The sequence below is a fragment of the Falseniella ignava genome (genome assembly GCF_002847645.1).
Lineage (GTDB): Bacteria > Bacillota > Bacilli > Lactobacillales > Aerococcaceae > Falseniella > Falseniella ignava.
In genome coordinates, this window is the sequence record NZ_PKHE01000001.1 from 81187 (window position 1) to 106661 (window position 25475).

The following is a 25475-nucleotide window of genomic DNA, read 5'->3' on the forward strand; positions in this document are numbered from 1 at the left end:
GCGTCATTTTACATAAAAGGATGTGATACAGTGCCCCGATTATATACCGAGGTTTTTGAAGAGGTCATAGCGCAATTGATTGATGAGCGTTCCAACGCTGTCGATTTAATTACAGGATTAGATGATAGTGCAAGGGCGATTTTCATTGCGCAACTTTTTCATAAAAATCCTAAACCCTATCTAATCGTCGAACCACGTTCTAAGCAACTCAATGAATTATATGAAGATTTGACGGAGTTGATTGATGAACCGGTTTTACTTTTTCCAGCCGAAGATTCATTAGCGGTAGAGTATTCTATCGCATCACAAGAGCGAATTGCACAGCGCATTGACGTATTAAATCATCTTGCGACAGGACGTCCTGGAATTATCTTAACCAATGTAGCAGGGATTCAGATGCGTTTATCACCTGTTGATACATGGAAGAAGGGGTCTTTAAAGCTTCAATTAGGTGGCGAGTATGCCTTTAACCAATTAGAAGCTTATTTATCGTGTTATGGCTACCAAAGAGAGCCTCTGGTGGAACTTCCGGGTCAATATAGTATTCGTGGGAGTATTGTCGATATCTATCCTTTTGACCAAGCTAATCCGATTCGACTTGATTTCTTTGATGAAGAGTTGGATTCTATTCGAACCTTTGATCCGTTAGAGCAAACGTCGATTGATAATATTGACCAGGTGACGATTACACCTGCGATAGATATTGTATTCCCAATAGAAGCGCAACAAGCGTTAATACCAGAGCTAAGGCAACGCATGGATCATATCGTGAAACATACGTCCAATGAAGAACAGCGCGCCTTAATTTCAGCGCGTTATCAAGAAACTTTAGACCAACTTGAGCAAGGTGAATCACTTAAGTTTGCTTCAGCATACTTATCCTTGTGGGATCGAACTGGGACAAGTCTATTAGACTATTTATCTTCTGACGCGCAGTTAATCGTGATGGAATTAGGCCGAATTCAACAGGTAGAGTTTCAACTACTTGAAGAAAATCAATTTTGGATTGAACAAGAAGTCAGTCGGGGACAATTGTTACCGAATATTGAGATGAAGCATGAAGCTTATCATCGATTGCGAGAAGCTCCATTAAATACACTGCATTTTGCTTCACTGCAACGTGGGATGTCGGGCATTACGTTTCATTCGATTCATAATTATCAATACCGCGGCATGAATTCATTCTTCCATCAAATGTCTTTGATTGAAAGTGAACTTACGCATTGGTTGCGTCAAGGTTTTATCGTTCAAATTGCGGTAAGTTCTAAGCATGAGGCACAGCGTACGTATGATTTACTGCATGAGTATGATTTGCCAGCGATTATTCAGGCTGATGATCCCCAAAGCGAGAAAATCAATATATTACCCCTTTCATTGTCTAAAGGATTTGAACTCCCCCTTGATAAATGGGTAGTTATTACAGAGCAAGAATTATTCAATCAACAGCGCCGGCCGAAAGTGCGTTCTGGAAAGCAATCGAATGCCGAGCGATTAAAGGATTATAATGAATTAGATATCGGCGATTATGTTGTACATCCGATTCATGGTATCGGACGCTATACAGGCATCGAAACTATTGAAATTAATGGTAACCATACGGATGCGGTCGCAATCGAATACCGTGATCAAGCACGTATTCTTCTTCCAGTAGAGAATATTTCGCAGCTTCAAAAATACGTCGCTTCGGAAAGTACAACGCCAAAGCTGAATAAATTGGGCGGAACAGAGTGGAAAAAGACTAAAGCGCGAGTTCAGTCACAAGTTGAAGATATTGCGGATGAATTGATTCAACTATACGCTCAACGTGAACAAGAGCGTGGATTTGCTTTTGCGCAAGATACGCCAGAACAATATAAATTTGAAGATGATTTTCCTTATCCTGAAACAGAAGACCAACTGCGTAGTATTCAAGAAATTAAGCAGGATATGGAATCGGATCGCCCGATGGATCGCTTATTGGTTGGAGATGTCGGGTATGGTAAGACGGAAGTCGCTTTACGAGCGGTTTTTAAAGCGGTGATGGATGGCAAACAAGTCGCATTTCTAGTACCAACGACGGTTCTTGCTCAACAACATTACCATACAATTATCGAGCGTTTTGCAGATTGGCCATTTGAAGTGGGTTTATTGAGTCGTTTTGTATCAAAAGCGAAACAACAAACAACGATTGATGGACTAAAGACTGGTGCCATCTCAATTGTCGTCGGAACGCATCGAATTTTATCAAAAGATGTCGTATTCAATGACTTGGGATTATTGATTATTGATGAGGAGCAGCGTTTCGGGGTTAAACATAAAGAGCGACTGAAACAATTGCGCAGTCAAGTGGATGTTTTAACACTCACTGCCACACCGATTCCGCGGACGCTCCATATGTCAATGATTGGGGTTCGTGACCTATCCTTGATTGAAACTCCGCCAAATAATCGATATCCAGTTCAGACCTATGTGATGGAGCGCAATAACGGTGTGATTAAATCGGCCATTGAACGTGAAATGGCTCGGGGTGGGCAAGTGTTTTACTTATATAATCGAGTTGCGAGTATTGACCGCAAAGCACAAGAAATTCAAGATTTAGTACCGGAAGCGCGCGTAGCGATTTCGCACGGTCAAATGAGCGAAGCCCAGTTAGAAAGTGTTTTGCTAGATTTTATTGAAGGGGTCTATGATGTTTTAGTAACAACCACCATTATTGAGACGGGAATTGATATTCCAAATGCGAACACACTGTTTGTCGATGATGCGGACCGGATGGGCTTATCGACGTTATATCAATTGCGTGGGAGAGTTGGCCGGACTCATCGTCTCGCGTATGCTTATTTATTTTATGAGCCTTTCAAACAATTAAGTGAAATTAGCGAGAAGCGTCTCAATGCGATACGAGAATTTACCGAATTAGGCTCCGGTTTTAAACTGGCGATGCGAGATCTTTCAATTCGGGGAGCTGGAAATTTATTAGGTCAGCAACAATCAGGCTTTATCGATTCTGTTGGTTATGAATTATATACCCAGATGTTGCAACAAGCAATCAAACGTAAACAAGGCGGGGGCAGCCAATTAGTGGACCGTCCAACATCGACGCTCGACTGGCAATTTGAGATGGATGCTTATATTCCATCTGATTACATTAGCGATGAACGTCAGAAGGTTGGTATTTATAAATTAGTTCAGCGGATTGATTCACAAGAGGCATATGTTCAACTACAAGATGAACTAATTGACCGTTACGGAGAGTTTCCAGATCCGGTGAGTAACTTAGTAGACTTTGCTTTAATCAAATACTATGCTTTAGAAATCGGGATTACTCAAATTCGTCGTAAGCGTCAAGAATTAATTATTACGTTTAATGAATGGGGTACGCAACACCTTCAAGGGGAACGTATCTTTAAAGCATTATCAGCGATAGATAATAAAGCTTATATGGGAGTGAAAAATAACCAGCTTGAATTGACCTTAAATATATATAATAAAGCGGTTGACCAAGTTTTGAATTCGTTAATTCGTTTCACTCGTGCTGCATATGAGACATTTGATCAAAAAGAGGAGGAATAATATGCGATTAGATAAATTTTTGAAAGTATCGCGCATTATAAAGCGTAGAACCGTTGCAAAAGAAGTTGCCGACCAAGGGCGCGTTAAAGCCAATGGGCAAGTCGCTAAATCAAGTACGAAATTAAAAGTTGGCGATGAGTTAGAAATCCAGTTCGGCCAACGCATTGTAACTTATCGAATTGTATCCCTATTGGACTCAGCTAAGAAAGAGGACGCTGAGAAAATGTATGAAATCATTCAAGAAGAACGCATCGAAACAGAGAAAGATTTATTTTTTAATTAAAAGAAGATAGAAATTTCAAGAAAAGATTGATATACTTTCATTAACAATAGGGGGTGACTTCATGAATCAGAATCAATCAAATACAAAAAATGTGGTGTTTTTAGATACTGCTCGACGACAGCCGCGTCAGATGGCGACGAAAAGTTCGAGAGTGCCTACGAGTCATTCGGCTGGAAATTTTAAAACGTGGGCAGCGATTGGAATGAGTTGTATTTTAATTCTATTCTTTTCAATTCAGTATTATCAAATAAGACAACAACATGCGCAAACGATGGACCGATTAAATGAAGTCAAACAAATCGAAACCCAATTAGTGAAGGAAAACGCTGAAATTCAACGTGAATATCAATTGATTCAAGACCCAGAATATTTAGCGCAAGTTGCACGCCGTGATTATTATTACAGTAAACCCGGTGAAATTATTTTTAAAATCGATGAAAATTAAAAGTTTAATTCAAGGAGGAACAAAGCAGTAATGGCAGTTGAAGTTGGCCAAGTAGTTCAAGGTGAAGTGACAGGGATTACGAATTTTGGAGCATTCGTTCAATTACCCGAAAATCAATCCGGTCTCGTACATATTAGTGAAATATCCGCAGGTTTTGTGAAAGAAGTCAGTGATTATCTGAGTGTTGGTGATACCGTTCAAGTTAAGGTGTTGAAAGTGACACCAGACGGTAAAATTAACTTATCGATTCGACAAGCGAATCCAGAAGAGGATTCTGCCTCAGCGAATCGTCAGCCACAACAAAAGTTTAACTCGAACGAACGCTCAGGACGCCCACAAAATCGTCGAGGTAATTTTGAAGATAAAGTAGCACATGAGCGAGAGGTAAAAAATACTTTGGCAGCTCCAACAGCTCAGTCAAAATCTCGAACTGATGCGGGAGATTCGTCTTTTGACTCTTTAATGAGCGCTTTTCTAAAGGATAGTGAGGATCGTCTAGCTTCATTACGCCGTAACACTGAAGGGAAGCGCGGGGGTAGAGGCGGACGCCGCAATTAATTTTCTTAAAAGTTTAACTCCTAACAAATTGTTAGGAGTTTCAGACTGTAGACAAAGCTTATTAAATCACTTTTTTCGAGTGATTTAATGAGCTTTTTGATATAATAAAAAGAAAACGGGTGATTTCTATGATGTCCATTAATGCTGAAAGTAAGACGTTTGAAGCACGTCACCAAATCGCATTTCATGCGCTTGAAGATCTCGTTCCTGAGGAACATCTTCTAAGAAAAATTGATCGCTACATTGACTTTTCTTTCATCTATGATCTGGTCGAAGATGTTTATTGCCTTGATAACGGGCGTCCCAGTATCGACCCGGTTACTTTGATTAAAATCCCAATCATTCAATATCTCTTCGGGATTCCAAGCATGCGTCAAACGATTCAAGAAATTCAAGTAAATGTAGCTTATCGTTGGTTTCTCGGTTTATCTTTTACGGATGCCGTGCCACATTTTTCAACATTTGGAAAAAATTATAAGCGACGTTTCGAAGGAACCAATATCGCCGAACAAATTTTTTCACAGATTCTCATCCAGTGCTTTGAGGCAGGCGTGGTCGATTCTAAAGATATTTTCATTGATGGCACCCATGTTAAAGCTTGCGCCAATGGTCGGAAGTATACGAATGAGGAAATCCTTATCCAGGCAAAATGGTTAGCGGATGAGATGATGGAAGCTGTTCAAAAAGATCGGGAGATGCATGGAAAAAAGCCCCTAAAAAATACAGAAAAGGAGTCCTCAACAAAATCCCAAAAAATCAGTCCCAATGATCCCGAGGCCGGTTGGTTCCATAAAGGAGACCACAAACAAGTCTTTGCTTGTAATATTCAAACTGCCTGTGATCGGAACGGTTGGGTATTAGGTTACAGCGTACATTCAGGGAACACTCATGATACACAAGCTTTCCCGTCATTATTTGACAAGATTATCTCGTTTGATCCTGCCCGTATTATTGCGGATGCCGGGTATAAAACCCCCACTATCGCTCAGTTTTTATTAAGTAAAGCCATCACCCCAATATTTCCTTATACACGTCCTAGACGCAAACCAGAGAATCGAGACATTGTCTATGATGAATACTATGACTGTTATTTAGATGAAAACAATACCGTCTATCATTACATAACAACGAATCGCAAAGGTTATCGAGAGTATCGCGCATCGGGAGAGGAAAGAAGTAAACGCGTCATTACACGGCATGTCTGGCAGGAAGCCCTTGAAACCTGCGAAGATATCCGGCATTCAGACGGCATGCGTGCACTATATCAAGAACGTAAGCAATCGGTAGAGCGATTATTTGGCACTGCGAAGGAACATCACGGTTTTCGATATACCCATTTAGTTGGGAAAGCCTTGATGGAATTCAAAGCAGGGCTCACTTTTGCCTGCTTAAACATGAAGAAACTGGCCAATATACTGGCATTGAGAAGCTAGAAAGGCTTCGTTTTTTTATTTTCAGAGGATATTTCACTAAAACAAAAGACAAACCCTTGTTTTGAGATGAACTCAAACGGGGTTTGTCTTCAATCTGTAACTCCTAACAAATTGTTAGGAGTTTTTTTGTGGATAATTTTATAGTATTCACTATCAGTAAATTAAGTTATAACGAGAACAATGAAAAAGGAGGTGACAATATGATTCGATCACTTACAAGCTATATTTCACAGCATCGAACGCGTTTTATTATCGGAGTAATTTTTGCCTTAGTAAATTCATTAGCATTACTCGTACCGAATTATATCATTCAACGTTTTGTAGATGGATTGGTCCAACAAACCATTTCAGTATCAAAGAGTATTCAACTTGTAGGAGTGCTTTTTGCTGCCGGTGTGATTGCCTATTTATCACAATTAATCTATTTACGGACGATATTCTATCAAGGAATTCAGTATCAGGCAGAGCTCCGTCAATCAATGTTCGATAAATTATTGACGTTACGCCAACCCTTTTATGAAAAGTTTCGCTCGGGCGATTTAATGACTCGAATGACAACGGATATTGATATGATGGGTAATATGTTAAGTTGGGGAACGATTATCGCTTTGGGTGATGGACTCTACATGATTGCAATCATAGTGGTGATGAGTTGGGTCGTTTCTTGGCAAGCAGCGCTAGTAAGCTCATTACCGTTAGTACTGTTTGGTATCGCGATTTACTATATTGGTCAACAAGTCGATCAGCGCTATGAACGGAGTCGAGAAGAAGTAACCAAGCTGAGCAATGAAGTGTTGGAAGTGGTAGAAGGCGTACGTGTGATTCGATCATACACCACAACCCAAGTCGAACAAGCGAGATTTACTGAGCGGACGCAACAAGCGAGGGATAAAACCAATGACTATATTGTTTATAATGCGAGTTACGGTCCAGTATCCCGGTTTTTTAGTGGGTTAAGTACGGCGGCAGGTCTACTATACGGTGGGTATATGGTTAAGGCAGGGCAAATAACAGTTGGACAATTTGTTGCTTTTCAAATGTACCTCGGAATGTTAAGTGATTTTGTCTGGGGGGCTGCAGATTTAGTAGCTATTTATAAACAAGCGAATATTTCATTTAATAAGATTTCAGAGTTGATTACGTATCCTGATGAAGTCGCTGTGCCAGGGCAAGTTGATATTGATCAGATTGATTCGATTGAATGGCGAGATTATTCTTTTACATATCCTAATGACAAGCACCCCATTTTAAAAGATATCTCACTCATCTTAAAACGTGGCCAGACGCTGGGAATCGTAGGGAAAACAGGAAGTGGTAAATCTACCTTAGTCCGACAAATGTTAAGACAATTCCCTGTTGAAAATACCGAGCAGTTTTTACTCAATGGCCGTCCGATTACAGATTATGCCATCAATCAAATTGAATCATTAATCAGTTACGTTCCACAAGAACATATAATGTTTTCAAAGACCGTTCGCTACAATATTGAATTTGGTCTAAAAGAAGCTACAGAAAAACAAGTGATGGATGCGGTTGATTGGGCTGATTTATCGAAAGACCTTGCTCGGATGCCAGAGGGACTCGATACGATTGTAGGTGAAAAAGGCGTAACCCTCTCTGGAGGACAAAAGCAACGTATTAGTATTGCTCGAGCGTTGATTCGCCAACCCGAACTCTTAATTTTGGATGATTCACTATCTGCAGTCGATGCCCAAACCGAGCGAACAATTATTGATCATATTGCGCGTGTTAGACAAGATAAGACAAATATGATTGTGAGTCACCGTCTGTCCGCTGTTCAATCTGCGGATTTAATTATTGTAATGGAACAAGGGCGAATCGTGGAATCGGGTACGAGTGAACAATTAATGGTGCAAAAAGGATGGTATTATGAGCAATACCTTCGACAGCAAGTAGAAGGAGATCATCATGAAGACATTTAAACGATTGATAAGTTATTATCGCTATCATTTCGGGCGATTTATGATCGGAGTTGTACTTCAAATTGTATTTGTGACGATCAATGTATATACACCTCGAGTCATCCAACGATTAATCGATTATATTACGAATCAAGTTAAACAAAATCAAGTTATTGCGATCTCAGTGATTTGGGAACATCTGGCGCAGATGATGTTATTGATTGTGACCGGAGCAGTGGTCGGATATGTCAGTTATCTTTGCTTAGCGTATGTGGCGAATGCACTCACTAAACGTATCCGAGATGAAGCCTACGCGCATTTGCAACAATTGCCGGTCTCATACTTCGATGATAAGCCTGCAGGCAAGATATCTTCACGAATTGTTAATGATACTGAAAGTTTACGGGAAGGTTTTTTCCAAAACTTTGGTAATCAGGTAGTTGTCCAAGGTTTATTAGTCATCAGTACTTATATTGCAATTTTTAGAGTCAGTGTCTGGGTAGGTGTGATTTTTTTAGGGTTAATTCCTATTTTAGTTTGGTGGCAATTAACTTACGCAAGGTGGGCAAAGCCAATCAATACACAGTGGCGTGAGTCACTCAGTGAGTTAAATAATCAAACGGCGGAGATTGTCCAAGGGGTCTCGATGGTCCAGTTATATCACCAAGAAGATACGATTAACAATGAGTTCAAGAAAATGAACCTCAAATGGAGCGATTCGCGTTATAAAGATATTCAATTGAATTCGATGTTTTCATGGAATTTTTCGGAGTTACTAGGGAATTTATCAATTACTTTGCTAATGGCTTATATTATTTCGGGATATTTCAATCAAACATTGACTTTTTCAGTTGGGACGATTTTTTTATTGATTACGTATATTCGAAGTTTATTTTGGCCGATTAGTATGTTAGTTCGCTTAATGACAACAATTCAACAAGCTTTGGTGTCGGGAGGACGTGTTTTTGAGTTATTGGATGCGCCAGTGGAGCCGGACGTTGAGGATACGTTGCTTATTACAGAAGGGAAAGTAGAATTTCGAGATGTATCTTTTGGGTATCGACCGAATCAATTAGTATTAGACCATATCTCCTTCAAGGTTAAACGAGGTGAAACATTAGGACTCGTAGGTCATACTGGTTCAGGGAAAAGTTCAATTATTAATTTACTCTTGCGTTTTTATGACCCGCAAAGCGGGAATATTTTAATTGACGGTCAAGATATTGGTTGTTTTCGGCGCGAAAGTGTCCGTGAGTCGATGGGAATCGTCTTGCAGGAGCCGTTTCTATTCACTGGTACGATTGCGAGCAATGTGAGTATGAATCACCCATCAATTGACGACACAATGATTGAAGAAGCACTTGAACGCGTAGGTGCGATGGAATTTGTTAAGCGATTGGAGCTTGGGATCCATCACCCGATTAATGAACGTGGACAGACGCTGTCGTCAGGAGAACGCCAATTAATTTCTTTTGCTCGAACGCTCGTATCAAATCCAGCTATCTTAATTCTTGATGAAGCTACTTCGCATATTGATACAGAGACTGAAAATGTCATCCAGCGTGCGATGGAAGTCGTAAAAGAGGGACGCACTACGATTATTGTGGCGCATCGATTGTCGACGATTCAACAAGCAGACCAAATTATATTATTATCAAAAGGTAAAATTTCTGAACAGGGAACCCATGCTCAACTTCTTGATTTAGGAGGGGAATATGCTAAGATGTATCAAATACAAGCTCAAATTAGTAATGAACCTTCAAGTTAATAAATAATGCCGCCTATCTTTAGCAGATAAGCGGCATTTTTTAGCTGGAGGATATGTCATCCGTGGGTAGGGTCACGATGACTTGTGTTCCCTGATGCAATTGACTTGTAAAATGGATCGAGCCTTGATGAAGTTTTACAATCTTTTGGGTAATTGCGAGCCCTAAGCCATTTCCTTTCGTATGGCGACTCGTATCGGATTGGTAGAAGCGCTCCGTAATATGCCGAAGATCTTTTGGTGCAATCCCAACCCCAGTGTCGCAAATAATGACTTGGATATGTTTAGCATATTGATTAATTTGAACTGATAAAGTCCCCCCTTTCCAATTGTATTGAATCGCGTTTTGGATTAAATTCGTCCAAACTTGATAGAGTAGTAACTCATTGCCGAGAACATACGTCGTAGGTAAATCTAGTTTCAGTTGTAAATTTTGTTTTTCCCACTGAGGTTGAAGCGATAGGATACTTTCTCTAATTTGCTCGTCTAGGCGAAAATGCGACTGATTAAAAGCAATGGATTGATTTTCAAGACGAGTCAGTTCTAAAATATGATTAACTAAGGTGGTCAGCTGTTCGGTAGCGTGCTGAATCTTATGTAAATATTGCGACATCTCATCAGGGGTAATTTTAGGTGACTGGAGCAGCTGAGCGTAACCTTGAATATTACTCAATGGTGTCTTAAATTCATGAGAGATAGTCGAGGTAAAATCGGCTTGAAAACGCTCAATTCCGTTAAGTTCTTTGACCATTAAGTTAAAAGCGTGGTATAGTTCTGCAACTTCTTGAATGGGTTGATTTTCATCCACTTGAATTGAGAAGTCACTTTGAATGACTTGCTGCATTTGTTGTTTCAGTTGTGAGATTGGCTTTAAAATCACTAAGCTGACTAAGGACGCGGTAATGACGCCAATGATAAAGCAAATAATAATCGGTAATAGCCATCTTAAGAATGGGTAGTGGTTGAAGGTGGCAAGGAGGTTATGATACTCTAACACACCTAAAATCGTAATTGCGATGGTGGCAATGAGCAGACCAATCGCAAAGAAAATGAGTGAAAAATAAATCCATAATTTTGAATGAATCCATTGTTGGATTGATTTCATGCTTTAATCACTCCTTTGTACCCTAGACCGCGGATGGTAATAATTTCAAAGTCGGGATTATCTGAAAAACGATCACGTAATCGTTTAATATGGACGTCGACAGTCCGTTCATCAGTCTCGCTATCGAGCCCCCAAATATCATCCATCAGCTGTTGCCGCGTAAAGATTTGATTGGGGTAAGATAGTAATTTAAAAAGCAAGAGAAATTCTTTTTGAGGTAGCGTCTCCGTCTGTTGGGGGGTCTCAATTAATAAATTTTGTGAATCGAGCTTTGTTTCGTTCAACTGTAGAATATTACTTTGAGCAATCCGAGCTCGCCTCAAAAGTGCTTCGACCCGCAACACTAATTCCTTTAAATCGATCGGTTTTACCATATAATCATCTGCACCAATGTGAAAACCGATGCGCTTGTCGTCAATGGTTTCTTTTGCAGAAACAATTAAAATCGGTGTGAGTTGATGGATGGTGCGGACTTGTTGAATAAATTCAAATCCATCAATCTCAGGGAGCATGATGTCGGTAACAATTAAGTCTATCCGTTCATGATCGAGGGCACGGAGACCTTGCTGAGCATGCGTTACGGTGATTGTCTCGAATCCATGTTGCTCTAAAGTGACTCTTAGTAGATTCAATAAGTTTTTGTCATCTTCGATAATTAAGATGCGATTCATAAAAAAACACCTCCGGTTAGTCTAAATGGATTAATTTGTAAAAGGATGACATTATCAGTATAATTTAGCCGAATGAAATATTAGTAAAGGAGTGCGCTATGGACTTATTGCTTGAAGTACAACACCAATTAAATAATTCTTCACAGTGGCATTTTGCCAAGCGAATCGTACTTGCTATTTCAGGTGGTGTTGACTCGATGGTATTATTGTACCTAATGACTGAAGTAAATCAAAGGCTCCCTGAAGATCAGCGTAAAGAGTTTTTTATTGCGCATTTCAATCATCATCTAAGAGAAGACAGTGATTTAGATGCCGATTTAATTCGAAAAGTTGCAAAAGAATATAATTTACCTTACTTTTTTGGGGAGTGGTCTCAGCCGGCTGAGCGTGATGTGGAGTCCCAAGCGCGTAATGCGCGCTATGCATTTTTAGGGGATGTTGTTAAAATGACGGACAGCGATACTGTCATGACAGGCCACCACTCGAATGATTTAGCGGAAACAATGATTATGCGTTTAATTCGTGGGACATCACTCAGAGGATTAGGTGGCATTCGTAGTGAATACCATCGTGTGTTAAATGATAATTTTGAAGGTGGAGTTCGTGTTCAATTAGTTCGTCCACTCATCTTTTGGCCTAAAGATACGTTATATCAATATGCGCATCAACATCAAATTCCTTACCGTGAAGACTATACTAATTTAGACGATCACTTCGTCAGAAACCGAATACGGCAACGCATTGTACCCGAGATGCTTGAAATCAATCCAAAGTTTCTTGATAATATGTCGACACTTTCGGATCAATTATATACAAGTTATCGAGTTCACTTAGAGAATTATTTAAAGATTGAACCAGAATTGCTTCAAGTCTCACCGCAAGGCTACTTTATTCTCAATGTTCCTAGATGGCAAGCGTTGAGTCAAGCAGAGCTTCATGTGTATTTAGGTATCTTATTCGATGAAAGACTGCGTGCCGTTGTAGAGAAGTACAGTAAATCCTTAATTGAACAAATGATTGATTTATTGATGCGACAGCAGGATGCGAATATTCAGGTAGATATTGCTTCGGGTTGGGTAGCTCAACGTAGCTATCAAGAAGTTTATATTTATCAATTACAAATGCGTACAAGCCTTAATGAAATGAATGAGATTAAGCGAGTACCTATTAATGAATGGGTACGCCTTTATAATGATGATTTTGTAGGGGTTTTTGAAATCGCTCAATTGAATAAATTATTAGAAGACGATCGCATTCAATATTATTATGAAATGACCTATCAACAATATCATCAATTAAAAATCCGGCATCGTCATCCAGGAGACCGTTTAAAAGTTGCCAGTAAACAAGGGAAGTATTTTCACAAAAAAATTGCACGATTGATGATTGATCGGAAAGTCCCACGCAATGAACGGGAATTGTATTGGATGTTTCTAGATGGTGCTGATCAAATTATTGCAACAGTACCACCCTTATCACACCCAATCAAATTGGATACATTAAAACCAGAGACAGAGTTGGTTCTAGCCTATAAGAAAAAGTACCGAACTCTATAAAACTGTGATAATATAAAGGTAACATTATTCATAGAAAGAGGCTTCACATGTTAGAAAAAGATATACTTAAAATTCTCGTGACACCTGAAGAAATCCAACAAGCAGTGGACCGCCTTGGTGAGCAATTAACGAAAGATTATGAAGGAAAAGAAGTCGTTGTAGTCGGCATATTACGTGGAGCGGCTATTTTCATGGCGGATATTATTCGTTCGATGGATACTTATTTAGAAATTGATTTTATGGATGTATCTAGTTATGGCGAGGCCTTTGAATCATCGGGTGAAGTACGCATTATCAAAGATTTGGCATCTTCTATCGAAGGACGTCATGTGCTAATTGTCGAAGATATTATCGACTCAGGTCGCACCTTAAAATATTTGGTAGATCTCTTCCATTATCGTAAAGCAGCATCGGTTCGCATTTGTACCTTGCTTGATAAAAAAGCACGACGTGTCGTCAAAGGAATTGAGCCTGATTATATCGGCATCGATATTCCCGATGAGTTCGTCGTTGGATACGGCTTAGATTACAAGCAAAAATATCGCAATTTGCCTTATATTGGTGTTTTAAAGCCAGAAGTTTATCAGTAAGTTGGAAGAAATGCAATTTAATAGCGATTCTTAATGGAATTATGCTATGATTGTTAAGATATATTATTTAAACGATCGGAGGAGTATGTATTGAATCAGAATCCTAGAAATAATCCGAACCGGAATCCATTTCGTAATTTCTTACCCATGGCAATTATAATCTTTGCGCTGATTGGTGGAATGCAAATGTTTACCGGTGATGGTGGATTTATGGGGCGTTCTACTGAAATCCCAGCCTCTGAATTTATTGAAGCCCTTGAAAAAGGTGATGTTGATAAATTCAAAATTCAGATTGGATCGGGTGTCTATATTGTAAAAGGTGAGTATCGTAAGCAATCTGAAGCGACTACCAAAGAAGAAGAAAACTTTATTCAAGTTATTCAAGGTTCAAGTCAAGCCAATAGTTTTGAAACGAAAATTTTAGGCAATGATTCGACCTTAGATTTAGTCACAGAGCTTGCGCGTGAATCACAAACGGAAATTACAACCATAGCGGAGTCGAGTGCGGGATTATGGTTAAGCTTTTTACCATTTCTAATTTTATTAATCCCATCATTCTTCTTAATTTATACAATGACCCAACAAGCCGGAGGCGGCGGAAAAGGGGTTATGAACTTTGGTAAGTCAAAATCCAAAGATGTCTCAAAACAAAAAGTTAAAGTACGTTTTGAAGACGTAGCAGGTGCAGAAGAAGAAAAACAAGAACTTGTTGAAATTGTTGAGTTTCTAAAAGACCCAACGCGTTTTACCAAGTTAGGTGCACGAATTCCTGCCGGAGTCCTATTAGAAGGCCCTCCAGGAACGGGTAAAACACTACTCGCTAAAGCGGTAGCAGGTGAAGCGGGCGTGCCATTCTTTAGCATTTCTGGATCTGAGTTTGTCGAGATGTTTGTCGGGGTTGGTGCAAGTCGCGTACGTGACTTGTTCGAGAATGCTAAAAAGAACGCACCTTCTATTATCTTTATTGATGAAATTGATGCCGTCGGCCGTCAACGCGGAACAGGAATGGGAGGCGGCCATGATGAACGCGAGCAGACATTAAACCAACTTCTAGTTGAGATGGATGGGTTTGAAGGCAACGAAGGTGTTATTGTAATGGCAGCAACCAACCGTTCAGATGTTTTAGACCCAGCGCTACTTCGTCCAGGACGTTTTGACCGTCAAATTTTAGTGGGTAACCCGGATGTCAAAGGTCGTGAAGCAATCTTGCGTGTTCACGCTCGCAATAAAAAATTATCTGATGAGATTGATTTTAAAGTTATCGCTCAGCAAACCCCTGGTTTTTCAGGAGCAGACTTAGAAAACTTATTGAATGAGGCGGCTTTAATCGCGGCACGATTCAATCATAAATTTATTACACCATCGGATTTAGATGAAGCGCATGACCGGGTGATTGCGGGACCTGCCAAAAATAATCGAGAAGTTTCTGAGAAGCAACGCCGAACGGTTGCGTACCATGAAGCTGGTCATACCGTTGTTGGAATGGTCTTAAGCGACGCTCGTATTGTCCATAAGGTAACTATTGTGCCACGTGGACGCGCTGGCGGGTATGCGATTATGTTACCTAAAGAGGATCAATACATTGTGACTGAAAAAGAATTATATGAGCAAGTAGTGGGTCTTCTCGGTGGACGTGCTGCCGAAGAAATCGTATTTAATTCAAAATCAACGGGTGCAAGCAATGACTTCCAACAAGCCACGCAAATTGTTCGTTCGATGATTACTGAGTACGGTATGTCTGAAAAATTAGGTACGATTCAATTTGAAGGCAGTCATCAACCTTTTGCGGGGCGTCAATATGGACAAACTCCAGCGTATTCAGAGCAAGTTGCCTATGAAATAGATCTTGCGGTTCGAGAAATGATGGCGAAAGCAATGGAAGAAGCACATCAAATTATCGAAGAACACCGCGAGCAGTTGAATTTAATTGCAGAGAAGTTGCTTGAAGTTGAGACATTGGATGCACGTCAGATCAAATCTTTATTTGAAACAGGAAAGATGCCAGAACCGGGTGACGATGATGAATCGGATTCTCATTCAGAAGAACCGGCTGTAGCTGAGACTTATGAAGAAGCTAAGGAAAAGGCGGAAAACGAAGAAGAACAAAAACAACATGATAACGTAGATAAATCTGTAATCGATGATCAGCAAAATAATTCGATCCAATCAAATGGATCAGCGGATCAAGATCACGACGAATTGTAAGCGAGGAACTATCATACGTTATGTGGCAACGAACATTTCAGGCAAGGATACCTTGCTTGTTATGTTCGTTTTGTGCGTTTATGTAATAGTAAAGGAGTTAATAAAATGACAAGTAAAATCATTCGCGCTTTAGCTTATAACGATGAGATACGGGTGTTTGTGATTGACGGTCTTGAGGTAGTAGAAACTGCACGTAAGACCCATGAGACATGGTATACAGCGACTGCAGCGATGGGTCGTATGATAATGGCTACATCTTTATTAGCGGCGAACCTCAAGGGAAGCGATCGACTCGTAACCGTTATTGAAGGTCAAGGACCAATCGGGCGAATTGTGGTGCATGGCAATAGTCATGGTGAAATTCGTGCGGCGATTGACCACCCTCATGTTTCTTTGCCGCTCAATGAACAAGGGAAAATTGATGTGTCGGCAGGGATTGGTCTGCCAGGTTTTTTAACGGTGAGCAAATATATCGAAAATATGGAGCCCTTTAATGGAACCGTTGAGTTGATATCCGGTGAAATTGCGGAAGACTTTACTTATTATTTAGCTGTCTCAGAACAAACACCGTCAGCGATGGGTTTAAGTGTGTTAGTTGATGTGGATGAACATATTTTGAGTGCGGGAGGATTTTTGATCCAAGTCTTACCGGGAGCGAGCGAAGAAACCATCCAACAATTGGAGAAGACCATTCAACAGATTGGGCGGCTCAGTGATAAGCTACAGTCCGGTTTAACTTCTGAAAAACTACTTGACTACTTAGTAGGTGAGGGAAATTCTCGTATTATTGCTACGCAGGACATAACGTATCATTGTCCTTGTGATAAGGCGTTTTACGCGGATAAATTAATGTTACTCGGAGAATCTGAATTACAATTGTTGATCGATGAGCAAGGACAGGCAGAAGTAGTTTGTCATTATTGCTCAAAACACTATGACTTTAGTCAGAGTGAGCTGGAAATATTGATTGAACGGATTCATTCAAAGGAGACGGAATAATATGTTTAAAATTAGAGATATTGAAATCGACAATCCGATTGTAGTGGCACCGATGGCTGGGGTCTCGAATGCTGCCTTTCGTACAATTGTAAAGCAATTTGGTGCAGGCTTAGTCGTTTGTGAGATGATTAGTGACCAAGGAATCCAGTACCGAAATAAGAAAACCCTAAGCATGTTGCATATCGAACCTAACGAGTATCCACTCAGCATCCAAATTATGGGAGGGAATAAAGAGACGCTTGTTCAAGCAGCAAAATATGTTAGCGAAAATACCGATTGTGCAATTATCGATATTAATATGGGTTGCCCTGTGAATAAAGTGATTAAAGCAGAAGCTGGTGCTCGTTGGCTACTTGACCCTGATAAAGTGTATTCAATGGTCGCGGCAGTAGTAGATGCCATCGACAAACCCGTTACGGTTAAAATGCGTACGGGCTGGGACGATGAACATCTTTATGCAGTCGAAAATGCGCTGGCGGCTGAACGTGCTGGAGCTTCAATGATTGCGATGCATGGTCGAACGCGTGTCCAAATGTATGAAGGTAAAGCAGATTGGGAAATATTGGACCGAGTCGGCCAAGCTATCGAGACAATTCCCTTTATTGGGAATGGAGATGTGTCAACGCCTCAACAAGCGAAGCATTTGCTTGAAACAACCTCAGTCGATGGGGTGATGGTTGGACGTGCGGCTCTGGGCAATCCATGGATTATTAAACAAATGGTCCATTATTTAAAAACAGGGGAAGAGCTACCGCCGATGACACCGCGTGAGAAAATTGATACGGCGATCGATCACCTCCATCGCTTGATTGGACTTAAAGGGGAATTGGTAGCAAATCGTGAGTTCCGGACACAAGCCCATTATTATTTAAAAGGAATTCCACGTTCTTCAAAAATAAAAGTTCAAATTAATGAATATGAAGATCCATATCAAGTCATCCAAATTTTAGATCAATTTGCTAACGAAGCCATGGAGCAAATTGAAAAAATGGAACAACTTCGTGCCCAACGTGCACAAAATAATCCTCTCAATCGGGATTAGATTGTAATCAACGGTCAAATATGCTTTAATCAAAATGAGAGAAAATTTAAGGAGTGACAAAATGACGGAAGAATTAAATGATCAACTTCAAGTTCGACGCGACAAAATGATGGAAATGTTCGAGTCAGAAACGGTTCATCCTTTTGATGCGGGCTTCTATCGGACGCACTTATCACAAGAAGTCACCGAACAGTACGACCATTTATCTAAAGAAGAATTAGCTGAAAAGGCCATTTCGGTAAGTGTGACAGGACGCTTAATGACCAAGCGCGGTAAAGGAAAAGCGGGCTTTGCGCATGTGCAAGATATGAGCGGACAAATTCAAATTTATGTTCGACAAGACGAGGTTGGCGAAGCGGCTTATCATTGGTATGATGCTGCAGACCTTGGTGATATTGTCGGTGTTGCCGGAACACTATTTCGAACCAATACGGGAGAATTAACGGTTCGTGCAAAAGAATTTATTCCACTTACAAAAGCATTGCGTCCATTACCTGATAAATATCACGGTTTAACGAACGTTGAGCAACGTTATCGTCAGCGTTACTTGGATTTAATTAGTAATCAAGAGAGTCGGACTCGATTTATTAATCGTTCTAAAATTATTACGGCAATCCGTCGTTTCTTAGATCAAGAAGGGTATATGGAAGTTGAGACGCCAGTACTACATAACTTGGCTGGAGGGGCCAATGCTCGTCCGTTTATTACGCACCACAATGCGTTAGATATGGAATTATATTTGCGGATTGCGCTTGAACTTCACTTGAAACGCTTAGTGATTGGTGGCTTTGAAAAAGTTTATGAAATCGGTCGTGTCTTCCGAAATGAAGGGATCGATACAACACATAACCCGGAATTTACCATGATTGAAGTCTATACGGCTTACTCCATTTACACCGATGTAATGGACTTAACGGAAGAAATTATTAAAAGTGCCGCACATGCGATTCATTCAACAGCGATGGTTGAATATGACGGGGTACAAATTGATTTAGAATCAGACTTTGCTCGTGTGCATATGGTGGACATGATTAAAGAAACGGTTGGGGTCGATTTCTGGCCAGAAATGTCTTTTGAAGAAGCGAAAGCTTTAGCGAAGGAACATCATGTTCCATTAGAGGACTCTGACACGACAGTTGGCCATGTCATTAATCAGTTCTTTGAAGAAAAATGTGAAGAACATTTGATTCAACCGACATTCGTTTATGGTCATCCTGTAGAAATTTCTCCATTAGCGCGTAAGAATCAAGAGGATCCTCGCTTTACAGACCGATTTGAATTATTTATCGCCGGTCATGAGTATGCCAATGCCTTTACAGAGCTAACTGACCCAATCGATCAACGTGAGCGATTTGAAGCTCAGATGGCAGAAAAAGATCAAGGTAATGATGAAGCACATCCGGTGGATAATGATTTCTTAGAAGCTTTAGAGTATGGAATGCCTCCAACTGGCGGATTAGGAATCGGCATTGACCGATTAGTTATGTTATTGACGGATTCACAATCGATTCGCGATGTGCTGTTATTCCCAACCATGCGTAATCAATAAGTAATGCAACACGGATAAAATATTTGATAAATAAAACTGTCTTCGATCTAATGCGATACGTCTTAGATTGGAGACAGTTTTTAATTTTATAGAAAGTTGAGGTGTAGGCATAGAAGATTAAATTATGAAAATAGAATGTAAGCAAGAGAGTCATCACGTTTCACCTTATGCATTGGATAGCATTAAAAAGTTCAATAAGAAAAGCAATAAAAGCGCTTGTAAACGAAAACAAAAAGTGGTATATTCTATTTACGGAAACGTTACCGTAAAGTGCTTTCAAAAATTAAGGTGTAAAACTGAAAGGTTTTTTCACTGAGAAAGATTGCATTTGAGGTAATCAAAAAAAGGAGGATTTAAGGATGAAACTTAAAAAGATGTTGCTTACTGGAGCTGTTTCATTAATGGCTTTAGCTGGTTTGGTAGGGAATCTTGGACACAGTCAAGTAGAACGTACAGTATCTGCTGAAGATGAAGGTTCAGTTTATTATTTAAACTTTAAACCGGAAGTAGAAGATGTTTGGAATAAAATCGCAGAGGATTATACAGCTGAAACAGGTGTTCCTGTAAAAGTTGTAACGGCAGCAAGTGGGAACTATGAGTCAACACTGAAAGCAGAAATTACAAAAGCAGATGCGCCAACGTTATTCCAAATTAATGGACCGATTGGTTACTTAAACTGGAAAGATTACACGAAAGACTTAAAAGATACTGAAATTTACGCACACCTTGTTAACAAAGAGTTAGCAGTCACAGAAGGTGAAGGCGTTTATGGTATTCCATATGTTGTTGAAGGTTATGGAATTATCTATAACGATGCGATTCTTCAAAAATATATTGCATTAGATGGTGCAAAAATTGCGAGCATCGATGAAATTAATAACTTTGATAAATTAAAAGAAGTTGCTGAAGATATGCAAGCAAGAAAAGATGAATTAGGAATTGAAGGAGCATTCGCTTCAACGTCATTAGCACCGGGTGAAGACTGGAGATGGCAAACACACTTAGCAAACTTACCAATCTTCTATGAATACCGCGATAAAGATGTAAAAGACTTAGACGAGGTAGAATTTACTTACGCTGAAAACTTTAAAAACATCTTTGATTTATACATTAACAATTCAACGGTAGGTCCAGAAGTTTTAACAGGTAAATCAGTTACAGACTCAATGGCAGAATTTGCCCTTGAAAAAGCAGCATTCGTTCAAAACGGAAACTGGGCTTGGAGCCAAATTGCTGAAGTATCTGGGAACAAAGTTTTAGAAGAAAACATTAAATTCTTACCTATTTATACGGGTGTTGAAGGTGAAGAAAAACAAAGTATCTCTGTAGGTACCGAAAACTTCTTCTCAATTAACTCTCAAGCAAGTGAAGCGGATCAAAAAGCGACAGAAGATTTCTTAGCATGGTTATTCACAAGTGACAAAGGTAAACACTATGTTACTGAAGAGTTAGGATTTATCGCACCATTCGATACTTTCACGGATGAAGATGCACCAAAAGATCCACTTGCTTTAGAAGTAAGCCGCTATATGTCTAATACTGATTTATATAACATTGATTGGAACTTCACGTCATTCCCAAGTCAAGCGTTCAAAGACTTCTTCGGCCAAGCTTTAGGTCAATATGCTTCAGGTTCAATGGAGTGGGAAGATGTCAAAGAAGCATTCATCACTAGCTGGGCTGATGAAAAAGCAATGACTGGAAACTAATAGATAAATTTGACATTGAAGTAAGATATAAGAGGTCTGATGTATCGGGTTGCTTTTGCCGTAAATACATTTAGACCTCTTATCTATCTCATAGGTCTAGAAGGAGATTTCTATGGAAAAAATACTAAAAAAACATTTTCCACTCTTTGTTTTACCCACCTTTTTAGTATTTTGTATTGTCTTTATTCTCCCATTCTTCTTAGGAATAGGACTATCATTTGCTAAATTCACTACCATTTTTAATATGGAATTCGTGGGATTACAAAACTATATCGTCGCTTTCTCAAAAGGGCAAAGATTTGGAAAAGCTTTTATCTTTACGGTGCTTTTTACTATTGTGTCTGTAATTACAATTAATATTTTTGCGTTTTGTTTGGCTTTAATTTTGACGCGGAAAATACGCGCAACAAACTTGTTTAGAACGGTATTTTTCATGCCAAACTTAATTGGTGGTATTGTATTAGGTTATACATGGCAAGTGATGATTAACGCAGTTCTTTTAAGCTATGGTAAAACATTATTAGCAGATCCAAAATTTGGATTTTGGGGCTTAGTTATTTTAATGAACTGGCAGCTGATAGGTTATATGATGGTAATCTATATTGCAGGATTACAGAACGTGCCACATTCATTAATCGAAGCTGCCAAAATCGATGGTGCAACACGTTGGCAAATTTTACGTCATATTACGATTCCAATGGTTATGCCATCGATTACGATTTGTACGTTCTTAACGCTCACCAACAGTTTTAAGTTATACGACCAAAACTTAGCGTTAACTGCTGGGGCGCCAATGTACAAGACAGAAATGTTGGCGATGAATATTGTCGATACAATGTTCTCACGGAATGGTTTCGAGGGAGTCGGACAAGCCAAAGCGGTGGTGTTCTTTATTATCGTAGCATTTATTGCCTATCTACAAATTAAGATTACTAGAGAAAAAGAGGTGGAACATTAGATGAAAGAGAAAACAATTGATACGATTTTATTTTTAATTATGCTAGTGTTACTGGCAATTTTCCTATTTCCAATTCTTTTTATCGTAGTGAACTCTTTTAAAGGAAAATTCTATATTAGCGACTCGCCATTCAGTATTCCAACTGGGGAGGCTTTTGCAGGGTTAGAAAACTACACTTCGGGCTTAGCGAGAACAGGTTTCTTGCAAGCGGCAGGCTGGTCTTTCTTAATTACGATTTTATCCGTAGCAGTGGTAGTCTTACTATCTGCGATGACTGCTTACTACCTAACGCGCGTGAAAACTTGGTGGACAAAATTAATCTATTACTTATTTGTATTCTCAATGATTGTACCGTTCCAAATGGTCATGTTCCCTACGATTAAAATTGCGGACTTCTTACATTTAAATAATCCGATTGGGATGGTGGTATTATATCTCGGTTTTGGTTCAGGGCTATCTGTTTTTATGTTCAGTGGCTTTATCAAATCTATTCCAATTGAAATTGAAGAAGCTTCAATGATTGATGGGTGCTCACCACTTATGCATTTCTTCTATATTATTTTGCCAATCTTAAAGCCGACGGCCATTACCGTAGCGATATTGAATGCGATGTGGATTTGGAACGACTATCTCTTGCCTTATCTAGTGATTGGTGTTTCAACGCAATATAAGACCGTGCCGGTCGTTATTCAAATGTTAGTAGGAACAAACGGAAACAAAGACTTAGGAGCAATGATGGCAATGCTAGTTTTAAGTATGCTTCCAGTTATTGTCTTCTACCTATCAATGCAGAAACATATTGTAAAATCTGTTACGGCAGGAGCAGTTAAAGGTTAGTATGAAAAGGACAACGATTAAAGATATTGCAACAATGTGCGGTGTAAGTCCAAGTACCGTCTCGCGAGCAATCAATAATACCGATGAAATTTCTCAGGCTACCCGAGAAAAGATTTTAGCTGCCATTGAAGAGACAGGATATATTCCAAGTCAAAATGCTCGAAACTTAAAAGTGCATAAAAACAAAACGATTGCGGTCATTGTTAAAGGGGTAACCAACCCATTTTTTACCCCGATGGTAAATGTACTTGAGGAAGAAATTACTAAGACCCATTACACTTTTTCGCTACATAAAGTAGAAGAAAATCGATGTGAATTAGAGGTGGCTCAACGTGTGGTTGAAAATGTGAAGCCAGAAGGGATTATCTTCCTTGGGGGTTACCATATTGAAGATCCTCGAAAACTCCATCGATTAGGCGTGCCATTTTCAATGACAACAACCATTAATCGAGATTTAGAGATTGATCATTCAACGTGTGTCGGTGTGGATGACTATGCTGAAAGTAAAAAGATGATTGAATATTTGATTAATCTGGGTCACCGGAAGATAGCCTTCATTGCAGCCCGTTCGGATGACGAAAGTATTGGTCGATTGCGACTTGAAGGGTATCGAAGTGCCTTGAAAGAACATGGCATAGACTATGATGAACGCTTAGTAATATATCCAACAACGGATTTAAATCCTTATTCGCTACATCATGGTTACCAATCAGCTTCTAAAATTATTAAAGAACAAATTGATTGTACTGCAATTTTTGCAATTTCAGACTTTGTGGCGATTGGTGCAATTAAAGCGATTGATGATCACGGTTACCGTGTTCCTGAAGATTATTCGGTGGCAGGGTTTGATGGGTTAGAAATCAATGAATTCCTACTAAAGCCAATCACAACAATTATCCAACCCTCTGCGAAAATCGCTTATCAATCGGTAGTTGATTTGTTCCATATTATCAACAATGAAGCCTATCCGAAGATGAGTGAATTCGAAGGAGAGTTGTATATTGGAGCTACAACTCAACCGTTAGAAAATTGCTAAGGCGACAGAATCAAAGAAGTAAGTGATACACTATTCCCCTCTGTTAATTACACGGAGGGGATTTCTTATATTTTACAGTTTTTTTAAAGCGAAAAATGCATACGATGGGTTGACGGCTACCGTCAATCGTGTTAAGATAGCAGAGGTGTTTTAATGACAGATTCCTGTGTATCAGTCGTGCTGACTGCATTAAACCCTATATTACCAACGTTTCACCGTTGGCTTATTATTTTTCATAAATATGACACACTTGGATGTGTGGACTAAGATTCTTAAGTGGAAGGAGGAACTTTAATGCCTACAATTAATCAATTGATTAACAAGCCTCGTAAGTCTAAAATGACGAAATCTCATTCACCAGCACTTAACGTAGGTTACAACAGCTTCAAACGTTCTCAAACTAAAACAATGTCTCCGCAAAAACGTGGAGTATGTACTCGTGTGGGAACAATGACACCTAAGAAACCGAACTCAGCTTTACGTAAGTATGCTCGTGTTCGTTTATCTAACCTAATGGAAGTAACCGCGTATATTCCAGGTGAAGGCCACAACTTACAAGAGCACAGTGTGGTACTAATCCGTGGAGGACGTGTAAAAGACTTACCAGGGGTACGTTACCATATCGTTCGTGGTGCGTTAGATACATCAGGTGTTAATGATCGTAAACAAAGCCGTTCTAAATACGGTACAAAACGTCCTAAGGGATAGAAATAAGACTTTTTAACTAATTATTACTTATTAAAAAACGAAAGGAGGAGTATGAATGCCTCGTAAGGGAAATGTTCCAAAGCGTGAAGTGATTGCAGATCCAATTTACAATTCTAAACTTGTAACACGTACAATTAACCGTATTATGGTTGATGGTAAACGTGGGAAAGCTTCTAAAATCTTATATTCGGCATTTGATATCATTCGTGAAGAAACAGGCCAAGAGCCATTAGAAGTCTTCGAACAAGCGATTGAAAATATCATGCCATTACTTGAAGTTAAGGCTCGTCGTGTTGGGGGGTCAAACTACCAAGTGCCAGTGGAGGTTCGTCCAGAACGTCGTTATACTTTAGCGATTCGCTGGTTAATCCAATATTCACGTTTACGTGGTGAAAAAACCATGGAAACACGTTTAGCGCGTGAAATTATGGATGCAGCAAACAATACAGGTGCATCAGTCAAGAAACGTGAAGATATGCACAAAATGGCAGAAGCGAACAAAGCGTTTGCACACTTCCGTTGGTAATAATTTACCAAGCCGTTTTCTAGTTT

Annotated in this window: 21 protein-coding genes; 19 read left to right on the forward strand and 2 right to left on the reverse strand. The window is 39.6% G+C overall.

What is annotated here, in order from left to right:
* Positions 1–30 precede the first annotated feature (30 nt).
* From mfd to CYJ57_RS00450, 7 genes are all read left to right on the forward strand, one after another.
* Positions 31–3552, forward strand: a complete 3522-nt coding sequence (gene mfd / locus CYJ57_RS00420; RefSeq protein ID WP_101953645.1) for a transcription-repair coupling factor — start codon at positions 31–33, stop codon at positions 3550–3552.
* Between the two features lies 1 nt (position 3553).
* A complete protein-coding gene (locus CYJ57_RS00425; protein ID WP_101953646.1) occupies positions 3554–3835 on the forward strand; it encodes an RNA-binding S4 domain-containing protein in 282 nt (93 codons plus the stop codon).
* 61 nt (positions 3836–3896) lie between these two features.
* Positions 3897–4280: an FtsB family cell division protein gene (locus CYJ57_RS00430; RefSeq protein WP_101953647.1), complete on the forward strand. Its 384-nt coding sequence runs from the start codon at positions 3897–3899 to the stop codon at positions 4278–4280.
* Between the two features lie 30 nt (positions 4281–4310).
* On the forward strand, positions 4311–4838 hold the full coding sequence (locus tag CYJ57_RS00435; RefSeq protein ID WP_101953648.1) for a S1 domain-containing RNA-binding protein: 528 nt from the start codon (positions 4311–4313) through the stop codon (positions 4836–4838).
* A 128-nt stretch (positions 4839–4966) separates the two neighbouring features.
* The gene (locus CYJ57_RS00440; RefSeq protein ID WP_244896557.1) at positions 4967–6271 is read left to right on the forward strand and encodes an IS1182 family transposase; all 1305 of its coding nucleotides are present in this window, start codon (positions 4967–4969) and stop codon (positions 6269–6271) included.
* A gap of 200 nt (positions 6272–6471) precedes the next feature.
* Entirely contained in the window at positions 6472–8214 is a 1743-nt protein-coding gene (locus CYJ57_RS00445; protein WP_244896558.1) for an ABC transporter ATP-binding protein, read from the forward strand.
* Positions 8201–9961, forward strand: coding sequence for an ABC transporter ATP-binding protein (locus tag CYJ57_RS00450; RefSeq protein WP_101953650.1), 1761 nt, complete (start codon positions 8201–8203; stop codon positions 9959–9961). Before CYJ57_RS00445 ends, CYJ57_RS00450 begins: the two co-directional genes overlap by 14 nt.
* A 40-nt stretch (positions 9962–10001) precedes the next feature.
* Here CYJ57_RS00450 and CYJ57_RS00455 read toward each other — a convergent pair whose 3' ends face one another.
* A complete protein-coding gene (locus CYJ57_RS00455; RefSeq protein ID WP_101953651.1) occupies positions 10002–11063 on the reverse strand; it encodes a sensor histidine kinase in 1062 nt (353 codons plus the stop codon).
* Positions 11060–11734, reverse strand: coding sequence for a response regulator transcription factor (locus tag CYJ57_RS00460; protein WP_006700826.1), 675 nt, complete (start codon positions 11732–11734; stop codon positions 11060–11062). The genes CYJ57_RS00455 and CYJ57_RS00460 overlap by 4 nt, the downstream gene beginning before the upstream one ends.
* 98 nt (positions 11735–11832) lie before the next feature.
* On the opposite strand from CYJ57_RS00460, the gene tilS reads away from it, so the two are divergent.
* From tilS to rpsG, 12 genes are all read left to right on the forward strand, one after another.
* Complete coding sequence (gene tilS, locus CYJ57_RS00465; protein WP_101953652.1) at positions 11833–13290, forward strand: tRNA lysidine(34) synthetase TilS; 1458 nt, start codon at positions 11833–11835, stop codon at positions 13288–13290.
* A 47-nt stretch (positions 13291–13337) separates the two neighbouring features.
* Entirely contained in the window at positions 13338–13880 is a 543-nt protein-coding gene (gene hpt / locus CYJ57_RS00470) for a hypoxanthine phosphoribosyltransferase (RefSeq protein WP_006700828.1), read from the forward strand.
* A 147-nt stretch (positions 13881–14027) separates the two neighbouring features.
* A complete protein-coding gene (gene ftsH, locus CYJ57_RS00475) occupies positions 14028–16085 on the forward strand; it encodes an ATP-dependent zinc metalloprotease FtsH (RefSeq protein WP_101953701.1) in 2058 nt (685 codons plus the stop codon).
* Positions 16086–16190: 105 nt separating this feature from the next.
* Entirely contained in the window at positions 16191–17084 is an 894-nt protein-coding gene (hslO, locus tag CYJ57_RS00480) for an Hsp33 family molecular chaperone HslO (protein WP_101953653.1), read from the forward strand.
* Position 17085: 1 nt separating this feature from the next.
* Positions 17086–18126: a tRNA dihydrouridine synthase DusB gene (dusB, locus tag CYJ57_RS00485; RefSeq protein ID WP_101953654.1), complete on the forward strand. Its 1041-nt coding sequence runs from the start codon at positions 17086–17088 to the stop codon at positions 18124–18126.
* A gap of 61 nt (positions 18127–18187) precedes the next feature.
* Positions 18188–19675, forward strand: coding sequence for a lysine--tRNA ligase (lysS, locus tag CYJ57_RS00490; protein WP_101953655.1), 1488 nt, complete (start codon positions 18188–18190; stop codon positions 19673–19675).
* Positions 19676–20034: 359 nt separating this feature from the next.
* A complete protein-coding gene (locus CYJ57_RS00500) occupies positions 20035–21384 on the forward strand; it encodes an ABC transporter substrate-binding protein (protein ID WP_101953657.1) in 1350 nt (449 codons plus the stop codon).
* Between the two features lie 112 nt (positions 21385–21496).
* Positions 21497–22342 (forward strand): carbohydrate ABC transporter permease, encoded by an 846-nt coding sequence (locus CYJ57_RS00505; protein ID WP_006700840.1) that lies wholly within the window; start codon positions 21497–21499, stop codon positions 22340–22342.
* Complete coding sequence (locus tag CYJ57_RS00510; protein WP_006700841.1) at positions 22343–23179, forward strand: carbohydrate ABC transporter permease; 837 nt, start codon at positions 22343–22345, stop codon at positions 23177–23179.
* A 1-nt stretch (position 23180) separates the two neighbouring features.
* On the forward strand, positions 23181–24215 hold the full coding sequence (locus CYJ57_RS00515; RefSeq protein WP_101953658.1) for a LacI family DNA-binding transcriptional regulator: 1035 nt from the start codon (positions 23181–23183) through the stop codon (positions 24213–24215).
* A gap of 294 nt (positions 24216–24509) precedes the next feature.
* Positions 24510–24923 (forward strand): 30S ribosomal protein S12, encoded by a 414-nt coding sequence (gene rpsL, locus CYJ57_RS00520; protein ID WP_006700843.1) that lies wholly within the window; start codon positions 24510–24512, stop codon positions 24921–24923.
* 55 nt (positions 24924–24978) lie between these two features.
* Complete coding sequence (gene rpsG, locus CYJ57_RS00525) at positions 24979–25449, forward strand: 30S ribosomal protein S7 (protein ID WP_006700844.1); 471 nt, start codon at positions 24979–24981, stop codon at positions 25447–25449.
* Positions 25450–25475 lie beyond the last annotated feature (26 nt).